We start from the raw sequence: 16,773 nt of genomic DNA, 5'->3' as shown, positions 1-16,773 counted from the left end.
GCGCAAGACCAAACTCCTCCAAGTTGACTAAAAAGTTATCTGAGATATTTTTCGCCAAACTCTTTCAACGTCCATCGCCTCAATATTGTGGAGTCGTTGTAAGAAAACACTTTTACTCCGCCATCGCGAGTTGTGGCAAAAATAACTTTGCCTATATCTCTATGATATTCCATATTGAATAACGAAAAGAAGCCCGTCAGACTGTCGTTCTCAAATTCCTTTATCAGTTCGGCAGGCGGGAATGTTACTTTCACACCCGAATATCGTCCGGTAAACCATCCCATCCAGGCCCATCCGCCATACGTTTTGTCTTTACTGAACACAAAAGAGTCTGTGTGAGGATATTTTTTCTTTCTACTACCTAAGGCTAAGCTATAAATAGGTTCAGCACACACTTTATTAAGGAATCCCGGGCCACAGAAGTCTTCATCTACAAAAGGAGAATTCCTCACGTCGGGATCAATTATATCTACTTTGAAGGGTATGTTGAAGGCTCTTACATGATAAACATATATACTGTCTAAAAACTTCCCTTCACGACTGCGTTTTATCAAATAGCGTGTCAGGTTGTTGAGTTCATTCACCTGTTCTGGCGAGTAGAACATCGACTGTTGTTTGTTTAGCACCACATATCGCGGAGTTGTGGCGCATCCCACCAATAAGGCGGAGAGAATTAAAAAGATTGATTTACTCATTTCTTCATTATGTATTTCTCACCAAACTCTTTTAATGTTAATTTCTCCAGGGTTATGGAGTCGTTGTATGAAAACGCCTTTATATCACCATTGCGAGTTGTAGCAAAAATGGTATTACGGTTTCCGTTTGAAATTCCATATATGCCTAAGGCAAATAACCCCGTCAAACTATCGTTCTCCAATTCTTTTATCAGAGCTGCCGGTGGAACAATCTGCTTAGCCCAACTACGCCCTTTAAACCATTGTGCAGAAACAAAACCGGCATACCTCTTATTTTTATCGAACACGAAAGTGTGTGTATAGGGATATCTTTTTTCCTTTCTCAAGCCCCAAAATCCGTTGTAGACCCAAGAGCTTGGCGATAAATACTTAAAGAAGACAGCCTCGTCGAAATCTTCATCTACAAACTTATAATGAGATATTATAGAATCGTTGGTCCACGAAAGTGGTGTGGTACATATTCTTACGTGATAGATGTATATACTGTCGAGTTCTTTTCGCTCTGTGCCTCTTCCTATTGCAAGACATGCTAAATAGTTGAGTTCTTTTATCTCTTCCGAATTACAGAACATCGACTGTTGTTTATTTAGCACCACATATCGCGGAGTTGTGGCGCATCCCACCAATAAAGTGGAGAGAATTAAAAAGATTGATTTACCCATTTCGATTATTTGTTCTATGGTGAAAAACGACATTGATTATTCGTGCTCGGCAGCATTCGGGCATCTTATATTTCTATCAAGCGAACGTGTAGTCGACCCATCATGATTTCTTGATAACCTTTCTATTCTCCATATAGTCATCTAATTTATATTCCTGCATTTGAGAAATTCTGTAGATATATATGTCATTGCCGATTACATATAAAATAGTGTTCATGCGTTCCAAGTCTGTGCAATACAATAGGTACTTAGAATGTTTACGCATTATTTTCCGAAAAACTTTTGGAGCGTTCTTTCCAAGCTTTCGAGAACAAGTTCTATAATAAGAATCGTACCCACACTCTCCTTCATAACAATATACGTATAAACGTCCTTTATATTTTTTGCCAAAATAATAAAGATTAAAAGCTAGTCTGCTTGTATCTGCCTGCAATGTCTGCCCATCTTTCAGTCTTAAATTCAAAACGTAGAGCGGTATTCCTGATTTTACACGATTCTCGAATTGCTCAACATCTCGCGCATTAGAAATTTTACTACTTTGGAAAAAGTCTGGAAATATACTATCAACTCTGTTTTTCGCCCGAATGACGCTTATACTATCACTACCGGAGCCCAGCATCTTTACAAGTAAGTCGTATGTCTCTTTATCCGCATTGTCCAAACATTTTGCATAAGACTGTATGATATTGTCAATGTAAGAAGCAGAGTCAAGCCTGTTATAAGCTTGTTCTATCTGTTCAGTTAAACTCTGAGCATTTGAAATGTTCAGAAACAGCCAGCCCATAATGACCATTAAACCTATCCTTTTCATATTTACTTCAATCCATTTATATATAATCACCATTCGTTATTCTATATTGTTTGCTGGCCGGCCTGCAAGGTTGAGGCAAAAGTGTTTTACACTTGCAGGAGTTCTGCAAAGCTCATGCAGAATCGTTTTGCGTTTGCAGGCAGACGCAAGGTATATACAAAAAATACGGAACAAAAAATCAGCTCGTCAATGAGTGACCTGCCACCATTGGGTATGGGTTTTGTTTAGAAAGGCCGATTCGTAACTAGAGACGGTGGGATCACTTATGGTTATACCGCTGAAACGTGTCACAGAAATGTATCGACTGGGTGTTTCGCCCAAGTTAGTATAGATACTTGGAGTGGTCGATTTATAGGGTACAAGTCGACTCAGCGTAGATTGGAAGGCGGTATAGAGAGCCGTGCCACCGCAGAGTTTGTCGACATAATCGCCCATATCATAAAAAATGGTATTGCGATAACCATCGAGCTTCTGAACTTGCAGAGTGTCGGCAAGGTTGAAAGTGTATGCGGCGTTGATTTGTTTCATCACTCCGGCCATCTCGTCGGCCACAGCGCAATCAGTTATACCGATGTTGCCACAGGGGGTGCTGTAGGTTGAGTAGAAGTTGTGAAATTCGTTGACGATACGTTGATAATCGGGCGACAACTGGGCCAAATAGCGCCACATTTTATGGTATGGCATTCCGTAGGCCATCACTTCACTTGCACATCCGATGAGGTGTGATGTGACGTTGCGGAGTTCATAGGCCACTTCGATGTTCGACATGTAGCAGTCGTCGAACATAATGAACTGCATATGCATTCCGGCCCTACTAATAGCTTCGGCGAGAGTTGGAATGTTTGTTTGGGTATAAGGTTCCGAGCCGCCAAAATAGCGTGTGGATACTCGTCTGCCACCGTTTGAAAAGAGCCATCCGGTGCCGTGGCATCCTATTATCATTGCGTATTGATTGGCAGGCGCTTTTGATTTCATCGTGCCGAGAACATTGGCTATACCTCCGGCGGTAGTGAGTTCCGGGAGGTTTGCAGCGGCATATCGCTCTAGGGTGTCCTCGTGGCATACGCCGTTTTTATAAGTTATCTCCATCATCACGGCGGAAGACGATGACGTAGAGATGAAGATGATAAGACGGTTACGATATAAGCCGCCATCTGCTTCGATAGCAGTTTTCATGTCGCTGATGTTACGTTGGAAAGCCTGATATAGACTCCCGAAGTTACTATTCCGGGCAGCGCTCCAGGGCATGTAAACAAACAGGGTTTTGTCGGCATGTGCTTGCGGGAGCGGATAAGGTGCCGGCACGTCGGTTTTGCACGAAGCGAGTACGAAAAGCAATGTTCCGAAGAGGAGCTGTAGGAGTTTTTTCATTTCTTTTTAAGTTCTGAAAGTGATTGTTTCAAGGCAGTTATCTTCTCCTCGGAGTCGCTTTGTTTTTTGCGTTCGAGGGCTACGACAGCCTCAGGAGCATTGGCTACGAAACGTTCGTTGGCGAGTTTCTTTTTGATGCCCGCGAGGAATCCCTCAAGATGAGCCAGCTGGGCTTCCTGCTTTTTGATTTCGGCCTCAATGTCAATGAGGCTGCCAACGGGTACGGCATATTCGTCGGTTCCGACCATGAATTGCGCAGTATCGGCAGCCTTTTCACTCACGTTTTCTATGCTGGCGAGATTAGCCATCTTTATAACGATGCCATCGTAAGCTGCGAATCGATTCTGTCCGATAGCGTGGAGAACGAGTTGCTCTTTGGGGGCGATATTCTTTTGATTGCGAACAGTGCGAACGCCGCTAACAATCTGCTTCACGAGTTCAATATCGGAGCTTAGCCGCTTGTCATCCTCCGTAGGAACAGCGATCTGCAATCTTTCGCACATGATGGATTCGCCAGCCTTACGATCGAAAAGATGTTGCCACAATTCTTCGGTGATAAAAGGCATGAATGGGTGAAGCATGTTGAGCAAGGTCTCGAAGAATCGAATCGTAATGTTGTAAGTTACGCGGTCGATAGCCGTACCGTAAGCAGGCTTAATCATTTCGAGATACCAGCTGGAGAACTCGTCCCAAAAGAGACGATAGACAACCATCAAGGCCTCTGAGATGCGATACTTCGAGAATAGATCGTTCAACACCTCGTTGGTTTCGCGAAGTTTGGCTTCGAACCATCGGGTAGCGATTCGGCTGGCTTCGGGCTGTTCGGTATCGGCCACTTCCCACCCCTTCACGAGTCGGAATGCATTCCAAATCTTGTTGTTGAAATTGCGTCCTTGTTCGCACAACGTTTCATCGAAGAGAATATCGTTGCCGGCCGGTGCGGAGAGCATCATTCCCATGCGTACACCGTCGGCACCATATTTATCTATCAATTCTATTGGGTCGGGAGAATTGCCAAGTGATTTCGACATCTTGCGGCCGAGCTTGTCACGCACAATACCCGTGAAATACACATTCTTGAAAGGCATCTTACCCTTGTATTCGTAGCCCGCCATAATCATTCGTGCCACCCAGAAGAAAATAATATCGGGGCCAGTTACGAGGTCGCTCGTGGGATAATAATATTTTATGTCCTCGTTGTCCGGATGGTTGATTCCGTCAAAGATGGAAATAGGCCAGAGCCACGACGAAAACCACGTGTCAAGACAATCTTCATCCTGCTGAAGGTCGGCAGCAGTCAATGCATTGCATTTCTGTTTTGCCTTTGTCAAAGCCTCTTCGGCAGAAGGTGCAACCACATATTCGCGCTTGCCATCGACAATGAAATAATAAGCCGGAATACGATGTCCCCACCATAGTTGTCGTGAGATACACCAGTCTTTGATATTTTCGAGCCAATGGTGATAGGTATTCTTGTATTTCTGCGGATAGAAACGAATGTCATCGTCCATCACCGGCTGCAGTGCAAGGTCGGCAAAGTGCTGCATCTTAAGGAACCATTGTGTAGACAGTTTCGGCTCGATGGGCACGTGCGTACGTTCAGAATATCCAACCTTGTTATCATAATCCTCCACCTTTTCCATTAATCCCGCATCTTCGAGATCTATGGCTATCTGCTTGCGCACGTCCATACGATCCATGCCGACGTAAAGTCCGGCAGCTTCGGAGATTGTTCCGTTGTCGTTGAAAATGTCGATGGTTGCAAGACCGTGCTTCAATCCGAGCTGATGGTCGTTGATATCGTGCGCAGGTGTCACCTTCAGACATCCGGTACCGAACTCTACATCCACATACTCATCTTCGATGACAGGAATCTCTCTACCCACCAACGGAACGACAACGTGCTTGCCTTTGAGCCACGTATTCTTCGGGTCGTTAGGGTTGATACACATGGCCGTGTCGCCCATAATCGTCTCCGGACGCGTGGTAGCCACGATAGCATATCGACCGGGCTCCTCAACCACCATATATTTGAGATAATAGAGCTTTGAATGTTCCTCCTTATATATCACCTCTTCATCGCTCAATGCTGTTTGTGCCTGCGGGTCCCAATTCACCATGCGCACACCGCGATAGATGAAACCTTTATCGTATAAATCGCAGAACACCTTGATGACACTATTCGACCGTTCCTCATCCATTGTGAACGCTGTACGATTCCAGTCGCACGAAGCTCCTAACCGGCGTAATTGCTTCAAGATGATACCACCATGCTCATTCGTCCAATTCCACGCATGTTTCAGGAAATCATCACGAGTGATATCGGTTTTCTTTATTCCCTGCTCGGCCAGCTTAGCTACGACCTTGGCCTCCGTAGCAATCGAGGCATGGTCGGTTCCCGGAACCCAACATGCATTTTTGCCCTCCATACGAGCGCGACGCACCAGAATGTCCTGTATAGTATTGTTCAACATGTGCCCCATGTGCAACACACCGGTTACGTTGGGTGGCGGCATCACAATCGTATATAGTTCCCGTCCGTCGGGCCTCGAACTGAACAATTTGTTTTCCTCCCAATATTTATACCATTTCGACTCCACATTCTGCGAGTCGTATTTACTTGCAAGCTCCATTCTGTGTGTATTATTAATTCTTTATTAACATTAAAAACGAATGCAAAAATACAAAAGCCATGCTAAATAATCTACCTTTGTACCGGTAATATAGTGGTAATGAGAGCTTCTCTACACTTTTAGAAATCAATCATCTTGCACACAAAAGAAGAAAAATTAAAGGCCTTTTCCAGATTGTTAGACATTCAGGAACGACTACGAAAGGAATGCCCTTGGGATAGAAAACAAACCTATGAAAGTTTGCGACCTCACACTGTAGAAGAAGTCTTCGAATTAACCGATGCACTCATCAAAAACGATTCCAAAAACATCTGCAAAGAACTTGGTGATGTGATGGAACACATCGTGCTCTACTCCCTGATCGGAAGCGAAACGGGCGACTTTGACATTGCAGATGTTTGCAATATGCAGTCAGATAAACTCATGTTTCGCCACGACTTTATCGACTGGCAAGGATGGGAACTCTCCAACCATGAGATGAGAATAAACTCCGCTGGACAAGTGGTTTATAAAGATGAATCTGCAACATCTATCCAATATTCACAAGCCCCAGAGACATCGGCCCAAGTAGAATCGACTTGGGAACAACAGAAACAAAAGGAACGCGATGGAAACAAAACCGTTCTTTCCGGAGTTCCCTTATCCCTACCATCGCTCATAAAAGCATTTCGTATCCAAGAAAAAGCCCGCAACGTAGGCTTCGATTGGGAAAATCGAGATGACGTTTGGAACAAAGTGCGCGAAGAACTCAGTGAACTGGAAACGGAACTAAAAAAAGGAGATAAAGAAACCTCCACGCGGGAACTGGGCGACTTCATCTTCTCCATTATCAATGCTGCCCGACTCTACGATCTCAACCCTGACAATGCTCTCGAATTTACCAATCAAAAGTTCATCCAACGATTCAACTATATTGAGAAGAAAGCTTACGAAAGTGGGTGTGAACTCAAATCGCTCACACTCGAAGAGATGGACAAACTGTGGAACGAAGCAAAGAAAATTAATAACGAAAACTAATCAAATGAATATGAAACAACTTTCAACACTAGCAATCCTAGCCATGACATTCCTCATTGCCGCAGGATGCAAAGGCGATAAAGCTAAACCCATGCTCGAAAAGAACATGGAGAACCTAGACTCCATTAACACAGCTGACAGTACCATCTACGGCACAATGGCTGACGGCGGAATGAACTCGCTCATCCTCGTAACCGATAACGGCGATACGCTCGAATTCCTCGAAAACCCTGACGATACAGCCGAAGTCGTTAAAGGCGGGAAACTCGTAGGCGACAGATTCGCTACCATAGGCTACAAACAGTATGGCGACCTCTTCATCAGAAAAGCCATTAATCTAACATCGCTCATGGGAACATGGACAAGCCTCGACCGGAACTTCGAAATTAAAGACGGTGGAGTAATAATCTCAAACCTCGACAGCGAAAAGAATCCATGGACATCATGGAAAATCTACAATGGGCAACTCATTCTCTCGAAAGATACCTTCGACGTTTACGAACTCGACGCCGAAACATTGAGCTTAGAGAACAAAGAAGGAATCTTCAACTTTACACGGAAAAGAAAATAACCTCCACTCCTTGGAACCATTCAAAGTCCACATCATCGGCTGCGGGAGTGCCTTGCCCACACTCCACCACTCGGCTTCTAGCCAAGTAGTTGAAATCAGGGGCAAGATGTTCATGGTCGACTGTGGCGAAGGAACTCAAATACAACTACGGCGTAGCCGAATACACTTCCATAAAATCATTGCCGTCTTTATTTCTCACCTCCACGGCGACCACTGTTTCGGTCTTCCCGGAATGATTTCAACATTTGGAATGACTGGCCGAACAGCTCCCCTACACATCTACGCCCCCTCCGAACTCGGTCCGATGCTCAAAAGCGGAATCGACTTCTTCTGCAAAGGACTCGAGTTCGAAGTAATATTCCACCCCATTGACACCACCCAAAGCCTAACCATATATGAAGACCGAAGTCTAACCATCAGAACCATCCCCCTTGACCACCGCATTCCATGTACCGGATTTCTATTCCGCGAGAAACCTGGGCTACCACACATACGTCGCGAAATGATTGACTTCTACAACATTCCTCTAAGCCAAATAAACAATATCAAAAATGGAATGGATTGGCATACACCAACAGGCGAGACAATTCCATACACTAAACTAACCACCTCGCCCAATCATGTTCGCAGCTACGCTTACTGCTCCGATACCCGTTACATGCCCCAACTTCACGAACTCATCAAAGGCATTAATACCCTATATCACGAAAGCACCTATACCAGTGACTACGTTGCCCGTGCCGCCCAATATTTTCACAGCACTGCTTCCCAAGCTGCCACCGTAGCCCGTGACGCCCAAGTAGGTAAACTCATCCTTGGCCATTATTCGGCACGATACAACGACGAAACACCTCTTCTAAACGAAGCTCGCCAAATATTTGCCAATACCCATCTGGCTGACGAAGAGAAATCTTTCGACATCTAAAAATAATTTCAAACCAATAGAGACAACTCCAATTCGAACCTATCGCTCGGAAGTGGCGTGGTTCTTATTGATATAAATTGATTACCAGCTTATTTCATGACCAATTTATCACTTACGGCTGCCTTAAAGTTCATGTCTAGACCCTTTACACTATGTGTGAGTGCGCCAAAGGAAATGAAATCGACACCTGCTTTTGCATATGGTATCATGTTTTCGAAGGTTATTCCGCCACTCGATTCTGTTTCGCAGCGGCCTGCAACAATATTTACGGCCCTTCGAGTGTCTTCTGGCGTAAAGTTGTCAAACATTATGCGGTCGCAACCTTCGACCAATGCTTCGTTGAGTTCTTTGAAGTTGCGTACTTCGCACTCTATTTTCAAATCTTTACCTTTTTCTTTGCAGTAGGCTTTTGCATGTGAAATAGCATTATGAATACCTCCACAGAAGTCGATATGGTTATCTTTTAAGAGAATCATATCGAAAAGTCCGATACGGTGATTTATTCCTCCACCTATAAGCACAGCCTCTTTTTCGAGCATACGCATACCTGGAGTGGTTTTGCGAGTATCTAAAACTCTCGTTTTCGTGCCGGCATCGATAAGTGCTTGTTGGTATTTGTGGGTCATGGTGGCTATGCCGCTCATACGCTGAAGAATGTTGAGCATTAGGCGTTCGGTTTGCAGCAGACTTTGTTCGCGCCCTTTTACGCTCATAACTATATCGCCTGGGGTTACGTGTGCGCCATCTTCGATATTTATTTCTACCGCGAGCTCGGGATCGAAGCGGTGGAAAACGCGCTTTGCAATGTCTACTCCGGCGAATATTCCTTCTTGTTTTATCATCAATTTGCTTTCGCCTATGGCGTCGGAAGGTATGCAACAAAGAGTTGTATGGTCGCCATCGCCAATATCTTCGCTAAAGGCGAGGTCAATTAATCGGTCGTTTAATTCTTCTACTCTTAACATGTCGTTTGAATATATGTGGAAAGGATTATGGCGTGTTACAACCCGAGTTTCTTTGATATTTCTAGCATCCTATTAATTGGGCGCACTGCCTTTTCAGCTATTTCCGAGCGAATCTCTATCGTAGGCCATTCGTACTTAATGCAATTGTAGAGTTTCCGCATTGTTATTAGTTTCATGTGGTTGCATTCGTTGCAAGCATACGGTTCTTCTATCGATGGTGCCGGAATGAAGGTTTTCTGCGGTGCCTGCCTCTGCATTTCGTGTAGTATGCCTGCCTCCGTAACTACGACAAACTCTTGCGCTTTGTCATTTATACTGAACTTTAGCAAGGCGGCAGTACTACCTATCTTATCGGCAAGTTCGGCTACCTGACTCGTACATTCGGGGTGTGCTAATACTTTTGCGTTAGGGTACTGTTGTTTAAGTTGCTTAATACCTTCAACGGAAAAGCGTTCGTGCACATGGCAAGCACCGTCCCAAAGTAGCATATTGCGACCTGTTATACGATTTATATAACCTCCAAGATTCTTGTCAGGTCCAAAAATAATCTTCGTGTCTTTAGGAAATGACTCTACTATCTGGCAGGCATTACTACTTGTTACAACAATATCACTGAGCGTTTTTGTTGCTGCCGTTGTATTCACATAGCTTATCACGGTGTGGTCGGAATGGTCTTTTATGAACTGCTCGAACGAATCAGTGGGACAGCTCTCCGCCAATGAACAAGATGCATTTAGATCGGGTACAAGAATAGTTTTATCGGGACAAAGTATCTTATTAGTTTCACCCATGAAATGCACCCCGCACATCACTATAATATCAGCGTCGGTATTAGCTGCTTTCTGTGCTAGGGCAAGACTGTCGCCTACAAAATCTGCCAAGTCTTGTACTTTCGGATAAGTGTAATAATGCGCCATAATCACGGCATTCTTCTCTTTACACATACGTTTTATTTCAGCCTTTACATCCGTATTGACAGATATTGGCTCGTCAATAAAACCCTGTTCTATCCATTCTTTCTCTATCATATCTTATTGTCTTATCAATTATTCTTTCTGCGAGTCATTGGCATGCTTCGGATAGTCTATTGTATAATGTAGACCACGACTTTCCTTGCGCTCTATCGCCTGACGGGTGATGAGATAACCAACGTTTATCATATTCCGCAACTCGCAAATATCTTTCGTTGCCTTTACTTGCTTAAAAAGATTCTCGGTTTCTTCATAAAGAAGATCAAGCCTGCTCCATGCACGTTTCAAACGCAAGTTACTCCGCACAATACCAACATAGTTGCTCATTACTTCACCCACTTCCTTAACACTCTGTGTTATCAGCACCCGTTCTTCATAGGTAAGTGTTCCGGTGTCGACCCATTCGGGTATGTTAGCGTTCAACTTATAGTTGTCGATAACACTAATAGAATGCTCTGCAGCCGATTTAGCATAAACAACAGCCTCGACAAGCGAGTTGCTTGCCAAGCGATTTCCTCCATGCAATCCTGTACAAGCGCATTCGCCAACCGCATACAGTCGTTTTATGGTACTCTCGCCATTTAGGTCAACCTTAATGCCACCACACATATAGTGTGCACTTGGACACACTGGAATAAACTCCTTGGTTATGTCGATTCCCAAGCTAAGGCACTTCGCATAGATATGTGGAAAGTGTTTTCTTGTTTCGGCAGCATCTTTGTGCGTCACATCAAGACACACATGGGCAAGTCCGTGTATCTTCATTTCATGGTCTATGGCTCTTGCAACGATATCGCGAGGTGCGAGCGAAAGTCTTTCATCGTACTTCTGCATAAACTCATCACCATTCGGAAGACGAAGAACACCACCATATCCACGCATTGCTTCGGTTATCAGAAAAGCCGGACGAGTTTCTTTCGGATTGTAGAGCACCGTAGGATGGAACTGCACAAACTCCATATCAGCAACCGTTCCTTTTGCTCTATACACCATTGCGATGCCATCGCCAGTAGCTATACTGGGGTTCGACGTTGTACCGTAAACCGCACCGCAACCACCTGTTGCCATAAGTGTAATCTTGCTTAAGTAGGTATCTATTTTCTGTGTGACAGGATTCAAAATATATGCACCGTAACATTCTATATCAGGGGTACGACGCGTTACTTCAATTCCGAGATGGTGTTGAGTAATAATTTCTACGGCATAATGATTCTCGAGCACCGTAATATTCTCATTACTGCACACCGCCGCCATAAGTCCGCGCTGTATTTCTGCTCCCGTGTCATCAGCATGATGAAGTATGCGAAACTCACTATGTCCGCCTTCGCGATGTAAATCGTATGTACCCTCGTTATTCTTATCAAAGTTTACGCCCCATTCCACAAGGTCACTGATGGCTTTTGGAGCATTTCGAACAACATGTTCCACCGCCTGATGATTAGAAATAAAGTCGCCAGCCACTATAGTATCGGCTATGTGCTTCTCGAAGTTGTCTACCGACAAGTTAGTAACTGAAGCTATACCTCCCTGCGCCTTTGTTGTGTTAGCTTCATCAAGAGTTGTCTTGCAAACCAGCACGACTTTCCCTTTACCACCATTTGCTATGCGAAGAGCATAGCTCATTCCGGCAATGCCACCACCTATAACAAGAAAATCTGATTTATGAATCATAGTTCTTCATGTATTCTGTTTTCATACGATCTGAATAATTACGGGCAAAGTTACTCGAATTAAAGCGTTGCTCATACGATGCAAGGAAAAAGTAGTAAGCCTGGAATACTCTACGTGATTATTGCTAGTGCTAACCTAAATTAGTGATCGTCCTCTTTCGACTTTGTATTGATATTCCTAAGTGCAGAATCGCAAAGAAGAGTGTTTATGAACAAACAGCTGTATATTTGCAGCCACTTCTCCAATAGCGGAGAAATACAAAAATTTTTATTTATAACTTCAAAAACAAAAATCTATGAGAAGTAAACTAGCATTATTTGCCTTGACTGGCATCGTGTTAATTACAACAGGTAGTTGTAACAAAGAAGAGAATTATGCCGACTTGAAAGTCGAGAAAACTGAAATCACATTGGCAAAAGGTGATACTACAAAGGTTGTCATCGCGCAAGGAAGTGGTTCTTATCACATTGTCTCGGCCGATACAACCATCGTAAAGCCTGAACTGACTAAAAATCATGAAATCTTACTAATCGGAAAAGCCAAAGGCTCCACTTCAGTTTCCGTCGAAGATGTCTTGAGTAAACAACATAGCCAGATTGCCGTAAAAGTGAATCTCACTTATGTAAACGCCTCCATCAGCAGACTCATCGAACTGTTCGGCATGCGATCCGACAGAACAATCAGCGCGCTGAGCAACGGACAGGAGCCTTCCGAGGTACAGAAATATTCAACCTTGAACCACTTCTTAATATCGTTCGAAGGGAATAATATGAATATGGAGCATGAACAGATTGATTCTCTGAACGTGGTCTTTAAGCTAACGCCGGTGGAAAGAGTCAATAATAAGGAAGTATTCATGAAACTTCTGGAAGTAGTCTCTGCCGAAAAAGAGGCGAAATACCATGTTTCGTTCATCGGGAAATATGATGCGTCAGGGAAACTTCCGAATGCTGATTACAAAAAGTACGTAACCAAAGAACAGTTCGTTCAGGCGTTGAACGATGTAGATTGGCAAACCGATTTGCTCAAAACCAATTTCAGATTCAACGACAAAACAAACCTCGAATTACAGTGTGATAAAGGTAAACTGCAAATCATCGTTGCATCGCTAACTGTACATGACAGATGGAAATGGTATTTCCGCTTCCTTGGCAAGAGCTTCGAAGAAACTCTTCGCGAACAATTCTTCCGAGTAACCAGCACTGGAATAATTCCACCGGGACGACAATTGCTTATGATGAAAGGTACCGACCGATATTCCAATAATTTCAAAGCAGTGTTCATAGCCCCGATGGACGAGCCGATAAAAGAAATCGAGATGTCATACTCCGACATCGAAGGAAATATGGATAAGATAAAAGAGACATGGTTCAAGATGGTCGACAATAACGACCGAGAAAAGAACTTCGGCAAGTTTGACAGAACTATAATCATACCGAAACAGGGAGGTGGCTCACCGGTAATACTCCGGTCGTTCGAAGAAACCAAGCAATGGTTAAATAACAACTCCCCGAGTTCGGTTGCCTCCATCAGTCCCGTATTCCGCTCGGAAAACGACCAAGTGATTATGCCTTCCTTCATTGGCGAGAGGCTCATTGTTGTCCTTACCACAATACCTGCTCCTTCCGATGCAAAACAAATCGTTGGAATATTACATCGATAGCCATTCATAACAACTCGGAGATTTCTTTTGCTATAAGAAATCTCCGAGTTGCCTATAAAATAGCCATTGAAAAACGCAAATCATCCGACTACCAGAACTTAGTTCTCCGTAACTCTATTCAGCAGAAAAGGGTGGAATATTATTGTTCCTCAAAAGTGCGATTGAATATGAAGAGGCGCTCTTGATAAGACTTATGACCAAAGAGGATATTGTCGTATTCCATACTTGGCAAGCGGGTCAACGACCATATCTTAACAAGGCTATAGAGTGACACGAAAGCTATAAAGAGCTTACGGTTGGTGCGAATTGAAAAACACTTGATTAGTTCGCTCCAAAGAATCCAATAAGAGAAGATGAAAAGCATGCCTAAACGCTTGCTTAGCGTGTCGAACTGACTGAAGAAGAAGAAAGCAATTAGATAGCCAAGCAGAGCGTTCACAAAGATTGTATTGCTCTTGTTAAGCGCACGTAGTTTATTGTAGTAGCAAATCACTAAGAAGCTGGTCATGAATCGTTCCATATAGCCAATTGAGAAGGGCGTTGCCTTGTTGTAAAGCTCGGTATAGGCGCGTAGTTTTGCGCTGAACTGCTCGTCTAGTCCCAGCAAAGTTGCGGTTGAGAGAACAACCGGGATGTTGAGCAAGAAGATAATGTTGCACGCGATGATTATGCCTAGATAAACCCACCGGTTCATCTTACGATGCAGCACGAAATAGAGCGGCAGATAGATGAGACCCGTAGCATGGAACGAAGCACCCAGCAAACAGAGCGTGAAATAAGGCACAGGCTGGCGTTTTTCGAGGAACGGCAGGGCGTTGAGGAAAAGCATTATAGCCATTGAGTTTCGGAAGAGGTTGATGCTTATGTCAAGTCCGCCAAACACGAAGTAGAGCATCAGTGCAAAGGGTATGTTATCGATTCGTCCTTTGAAGAAATTGAGCAGAAGAATCAGGTTTGCGAGACATATCACGAACTGAAAGAAGAAAAATTCGTCGAACATTGCTCGGCACACGAGGTTAAGAATCACGAAACCGGGTTCAAAATTATCAATCATCCCAAGTTTATAATCGAAAACATCGCTCAGCTTAGCTTGGTGAAAGTAGGAATAGTAGGTTATCCAGTCGCTGAAGATGAATCCTCGGAAGGCCAGAAAGAAGAAGAAGAAGAAGATGGCAAACCCCGTACTGTATTGCTTCACCCGCTCGTTTGCCGAGGGCGACGCATAGAAGAATGCACACACCTCGAGCAGGGCAACAAGGGTGAAATAGGGTACGGGTGTGGTGACCATCTCTTGTTTTAGGCCTATGAAGTTATTTAAACCAGTCGCGCGGCTTATTCAGCTTTGGCAGTTGCATCTTCGAGAAGTCTGGCATTTTGGGAATCTTCGGTAAACGTGTCCGGGGCAGATGCGGTGCGATGAGCAGTGCCCACACGGCGTCGAGAAGGAAGCCTAGGAAGAAGAAGGCCACGACGATAAGCGACCGCGGAGTGCTCGATGCTTTATAGGGCATCACGGGGCGTTGCAGAACGGTGTAGGCAGGAGTCGACTCTTGCAGCTTGGCCATTGCGCCTTGATATTGGGCCATCATCTGGGTATAGACGTTATATTTCATCTGCATATCGTTCTCGAGTTCTTCGACTTTCGACTGGTAAATTTGCAACGTTAGGTCTTGGTTAGAGTCGGCATAAGCGGCGTATTTCGCCTGTGCTTTCTTGTAGCCTGCGAGTGCCTCGCCGACGAGTTTCTTATAGTAGCGCACGTCGTTACGCGACTTCTTTGTTTTGTATTTGTTGATGTACTCCTGCAGTCGTTGCTGGATAGTGTCGGCCAAGATAGCTGCCACGAGCGGGTCTTGGTCGGTACACGAAATGGTGATGATACTTGTTTTGTTATCCACCAGGCATGCCACGTTTGCTCGGATTATTTCGCACCGGTCGTAGTCGAGCTTCGACATCTGGAACTCATCTTTTTCGCCGGTGCCTGCGCCTGCTTTGAGCAGTTTATCGTTCTTGTTCATTTTCTGCGACAGTTTCAGCATCCACAGCGCCCAGAATGGGGCTTTGTTGTCTTTGGTAAGATGTTCGATATAGGTTCTCACAGTGTCGTTGCCCACGATTCGTACTCGCACGTCGAACAGGTTTCTAATGAATTCTGTCGAGCCCACCACAACGGGATATATCTCGGGATATATGGCATCGGGCGATTTCTTCCCTCCTATATCGAATCCGAATTTAGAAGCCATATCGGATATATTGTCCGACAGACCTCCACTTTGAATCTCGGGGGCTAGAATAACTTCCGACGTGTAAGTTTTCGGGTTATTGACGGCCACGATAATTCCCAACACCGTGAAGGTGATAAGGAATATAGCGAGCGACCATTTTCGCTTGAACATTTTCGAAAGCGCTCGTATGATGTCAAATTCTTTCGATGGATTCTCTTCTTTCATATTCTATAAAACTAGGTGTTCTTTATTAATCACGTATGTTTCCGGGGTGGAGTATAGCTCCGATGTCTGTCCGGTCACCCCTCGCTCCTTAGGCCGAAAAATATGCGAGCCAACAGGCCCGACGTTATCATCGATTACAGAACGCCCCTTGTGGTTGTATCGGGCATATATCCATACTTTATATTCGGGCCCACCGGCCTCTATATGGATTCGGCCTCTTCGGCTCGAGGGGTGATTGGACAGGCATCGGTTTACCGCTTAAGTTAAACGACAATCAACACTTAAGTTAAACGAAAACCGACACTTAAGTTAGACGACAACCGCCCACCCTTAGGAACGACTGTTGCCCACCCTTAGGGACAACTGTT

General features: G+C 44.4%; 14 protein-coding genes. 4 read left to right on the top strand and 10 right to left on the bottom strand.

The annotated features are described in order from the left end of the window. Positions 1–35 precede the first annotated feature (35 nt). From HMPREF9140_RS00910 to HMPREF9140_RS00890, 5 genes are all read right to left on the bottom strand, one after another. Positions 36–695 carry a hypothetical protein gene (locus HMPREF9140_RS00910; protein ID WP_006951112.1) on the bottom strand — a complete coding sequence of 220 codons (660 nt, stop codon included), beginning with the start codon at positions 693–695 and terminating at the stop codon, positions 36–38. Further along, positions 692–1,390 (bottom strand): hypothetical protein, encoded by a 699-nt coding sequence (locus HMPREF9140_RS00905; protein ID WP_006951111.1) that lies wholly within the window; start codon positions 1,388–1,390, stop codon positions 692–694. Before HMPREF9140_RS00905 ends, HMPREF9140_RS00910 begins: the two co-directional genes overlap by 4 nt. 67 nt (positions 1,391–1,457) lie before the next feature. Beyond that, positions 1,458–2,168, bottom strand: coding sequence for a hypothetical protein (locus tag HMPREF9140_RS00900; protein ID WP_025073372.1), 711 nt, complete (start codon positions 2,166–2,168; stop codon positions 1,458–1,460). A 186-nt stretch (positions 2,169–2,354) separates the two neighbouring features. Next, complete coding sequence (locus tag HMPREF9140_RS00895) at positions 2,355–3,539, bottom strand: clostripain-related cysteine peptidase (protein WP_006951109.1); 1,185 nt, start codon at positions 3,537–3,539, stop codon at positions 2,355–2,357. Further along, positions 3,536–6,172 carry a valine--tRNA ligase gene (locus HMPREF9140_RS00890; protein WP_006951108.1) on the bottom strand — a complete coding sequence of 879 codons (2,637 nt, stop codon included), beginning with the start codon at positions 6,170–6,172 and terminating at the stop codon, positions 3,536–3,538. The genes HMPREF9140_RS00895 and HMPREF9140_RS00890 overlap by 4 nt, the downstream gene beginning before the upstream one ends. Positions 6,173–6,307: 135 nt before the next feature. On the opposite strand from HMPREF9140_RS00890, the gene mazG reads away from it, so the two are divergent. Genes mazG through HMPREF9140_RS00875 form a run of 3 tightly spaced genes read left to right on the top strand, consistent with a single transcriptional unit; the run spans position 6,308 to position 8,685 of the window. Continuing rightward, entirely contained in the window at positions 6,308–7,189 is an 882-nt protein-coding gene (mazG, locus tag HMPREF9140_RS00885) for a nucleoside triphosphate pyrophosphohydrolase (protein ID WP_025073371.1), read from the top strand. Positions 7,190–7,199: 10 nt separating this feature from the next. Further along, complete coding sequence (locus HMPREF9140_RS00880) at positions 7,200–7,760, top strand: lipocalin-like domain-containing protein (RefSeq protein WP_025073370.1); 561 nt, start codon at positions 7,200–7,202, stop codon at positions 7,758–7,760. 10 nt (positions 7,761–7,770) lie between these two features. Continuing rightward, the gene (locus HMPREF9140_RS00875) at positions 7,771–8,685 is read left to right on the top strand and encodes a ribonuclease Z (protein WP_006951105.1); all 915 of its coding nucleotides are present in this window, start codon (positions 7,771–7,773) and stop codon (positions 8,683–8,685) included. Between the two features lie 89 nt (positions 8,686–8,774). Here the strand turns inward: HMPREF9140_RS00875 and nadC are convergent, their stop codons facing one another. From nadC to nadB, 3 genes are read right to left on the bottom strand one after another with little or no spacing between them, the layout of a single operon-like run. Beyond that, complete coding sequence (nadC, locus tag HMPREF9140_RS00870) at positions 8,775–9,650, bottom strand: carboxylating nicotinate-nucleotide diphosphorylase (RefSeq protein WP_006951104.1); 876 nt, start codon at positions 9,648–9,650, stop codon at positions 8,775–8,777. A gap of 35 nt (positions 9,651–9,685) precedes the next feature. After that, the gene (nadA, locus tag HMPREF9140_RS00865) at positions 9,686–10,678 is read right to left on the bottom strand and encodes a quinolinate synthase NadA (RefSeq protein WP_006951103.1); all 993 of its coding nucleotides are present in this window, start codon (positions 10,676–10,678) and stop codon (positions 9,686–9,688) included. An 18-nt stretch (positions 10,679–10,696) separates the two neighbouring features. Continuing rightward, a complete protein-coding gene (gene nadB, locus HMPREF9140_RS00860; RefSeq protein ID WP_006951102.1) occupies positions 10,697–12,292 on the bottom strand; it encodes an L-aspartate oxidase in 1,596 nt (531 codons plus the stop codon). A 295-nt stretch (positions 12,293–12,587) separates the two neighbouring features. Here nadB and HMPREF9140_RS00855 point away from each other — a divergent pair, with 295 nt between their 5' ends. Continuing rightward, positions 12,588–13,955 carry a pilus assembly protein N-terminal domain-containing protein gene (locus tag HMPREF9140_RS00855; protein WP_006951101.1) on the top strand — a complete coding sequence of 456 codons (1,368 nt, stop codon included), beginning with the start codon at positions 12,588–12,590 and terminating at the stop codon, positions 13,953–13,955. A 139-nt stretch (positions 13,956–14,094) separates the two neighbouring features. Here the strand turns inward: HMPREF9140_RS00855 and HMPREF9140_RS00850 are convergent, their stop codons facing one another. Both HMPREF9140_RS00850 and HMPREF9140_RS00845 read right to left on the bottom strand, forming a co-directional pair. Further along, positions 14,095–15,243 (bottom strand): EpsG family protein, encoded by a 1,149-nt coding sequence (locus HMPREF9140_RS00850; protein WP_006951100.1) that lies wholly within the window; start codon positions 15,241–15,243, stop codon positions 14,095–14,097. Between the two features lie 22 nt (positions 15,244–15,265). After that, complete coding sequence (locus HMPREF9140_RS00845; protein WP_006951099.1) at positions 15,266–16,405, bottom strand: Wzz/FepE/Etk N-terminal domain-containing protein; 1,140 nt, start codon at positions 16,403–16,405, stop codon at positions 15,266–15,268. Between the last annotated feature and the right edge of the window lie 368 nt (positions 16,406–16,773).

The sequence above is a fragment of the Prevotella micans F0438 genome, from assembly GCF_000243035.1.
In the GTDB taxonomy this organism is placed as follows: Bacteria; Bacteroidota; Bacteroidia; order Bacteroidales; family Bacteroidaceae; genus Prevotella; species Prevotella micans.
Note: the sequence above shows the minus strand (reverse complement) of the source record. Positions and strands in the feature narration are given on the sequence as shown.

Coding starts and splice junctions, on each gene's coding strand:
- nadC (WP_006951104.1), bottom strand. CDS start 9,650: ATGTTAAGAGTAGAAGAATTAAACGACCGATTAATTGACCTCGCCTTT.
- HMPREF9140_RS00850 (WP_006951100.1), bottom strand. CDS start 15,243: ATGGTCACCACACCCGTACCCTATTTCACCCTTGTTGCCCTGCTCGAG.
- nadA (WP_006951103.1), bottom strand. CDS start 10,678: ATGATAGAGAAAGAATGGATAGAACAGGGTTTTATTGACGAGCCAATA.
- HMPREF9140_RS00845 (WP_006951099.1), bottom strand. CDS start 16,405: ATGAAAGAAGAGAATCCATCGAAAGAATTTGACATCATACGAGCGCTT.
- HMPREF9140_RS00855 (WP_006951101.1), top strand. CDS start 12,588: ATGAGAAGTAAACTAGCATTATTTGCCTTGACTGGCATCGTGTTAATT.
- nadB (WP_006951102.1), bottom strand. CDS start 12,292: ATGATTCATAAATCAGATTTTCTTGTTATAGGTGGTGGCATTGCCGGA.
- HMPREF9140_RS00905 (WP_006951111.1), bottom strand. CDS start 1,390: ATGTCGTTTTTCACCATAGAACAAATAATCGAAATGGGTAAATCAATC.
- HMPREF9140_RS00890 (WP_006951108.1), bottom strand. CDS start 6,172: ATGGAGCTTGCAAGTAAATACGACTCGCAGAATGTGGAGTCGAAATGG.
- HMPREF9140_RS00880 (WP_025073370.1), top strand. CDS start 7,200: ATGAAACAACTTTCAACACTAGCAATCCTAGCCATGACATTCCTCATT.
- HMPREF9140_RS00895 (WP_006951109.1), bottom strand. CDS start 3,539: ATGAAAAAACTCCTACAGCTCCTCTTCGGAACATTGCTTTTCGTACTC.
- HMPREF9140_RS00900 (WP_025073372.1), bottom strand. CDS start 2,168: ATGAAAAGGATAGGTTTAATGGTCATTATGGGCTGGCTGTTTCTGAAC.
- HMPREF9140_RS00910 (WP_006951112.1), bottom strand. CDS start 695: ATGAGTAAATCAATCTTTTTAATTCTCTCCGCCTTATTGGTGGGATGC.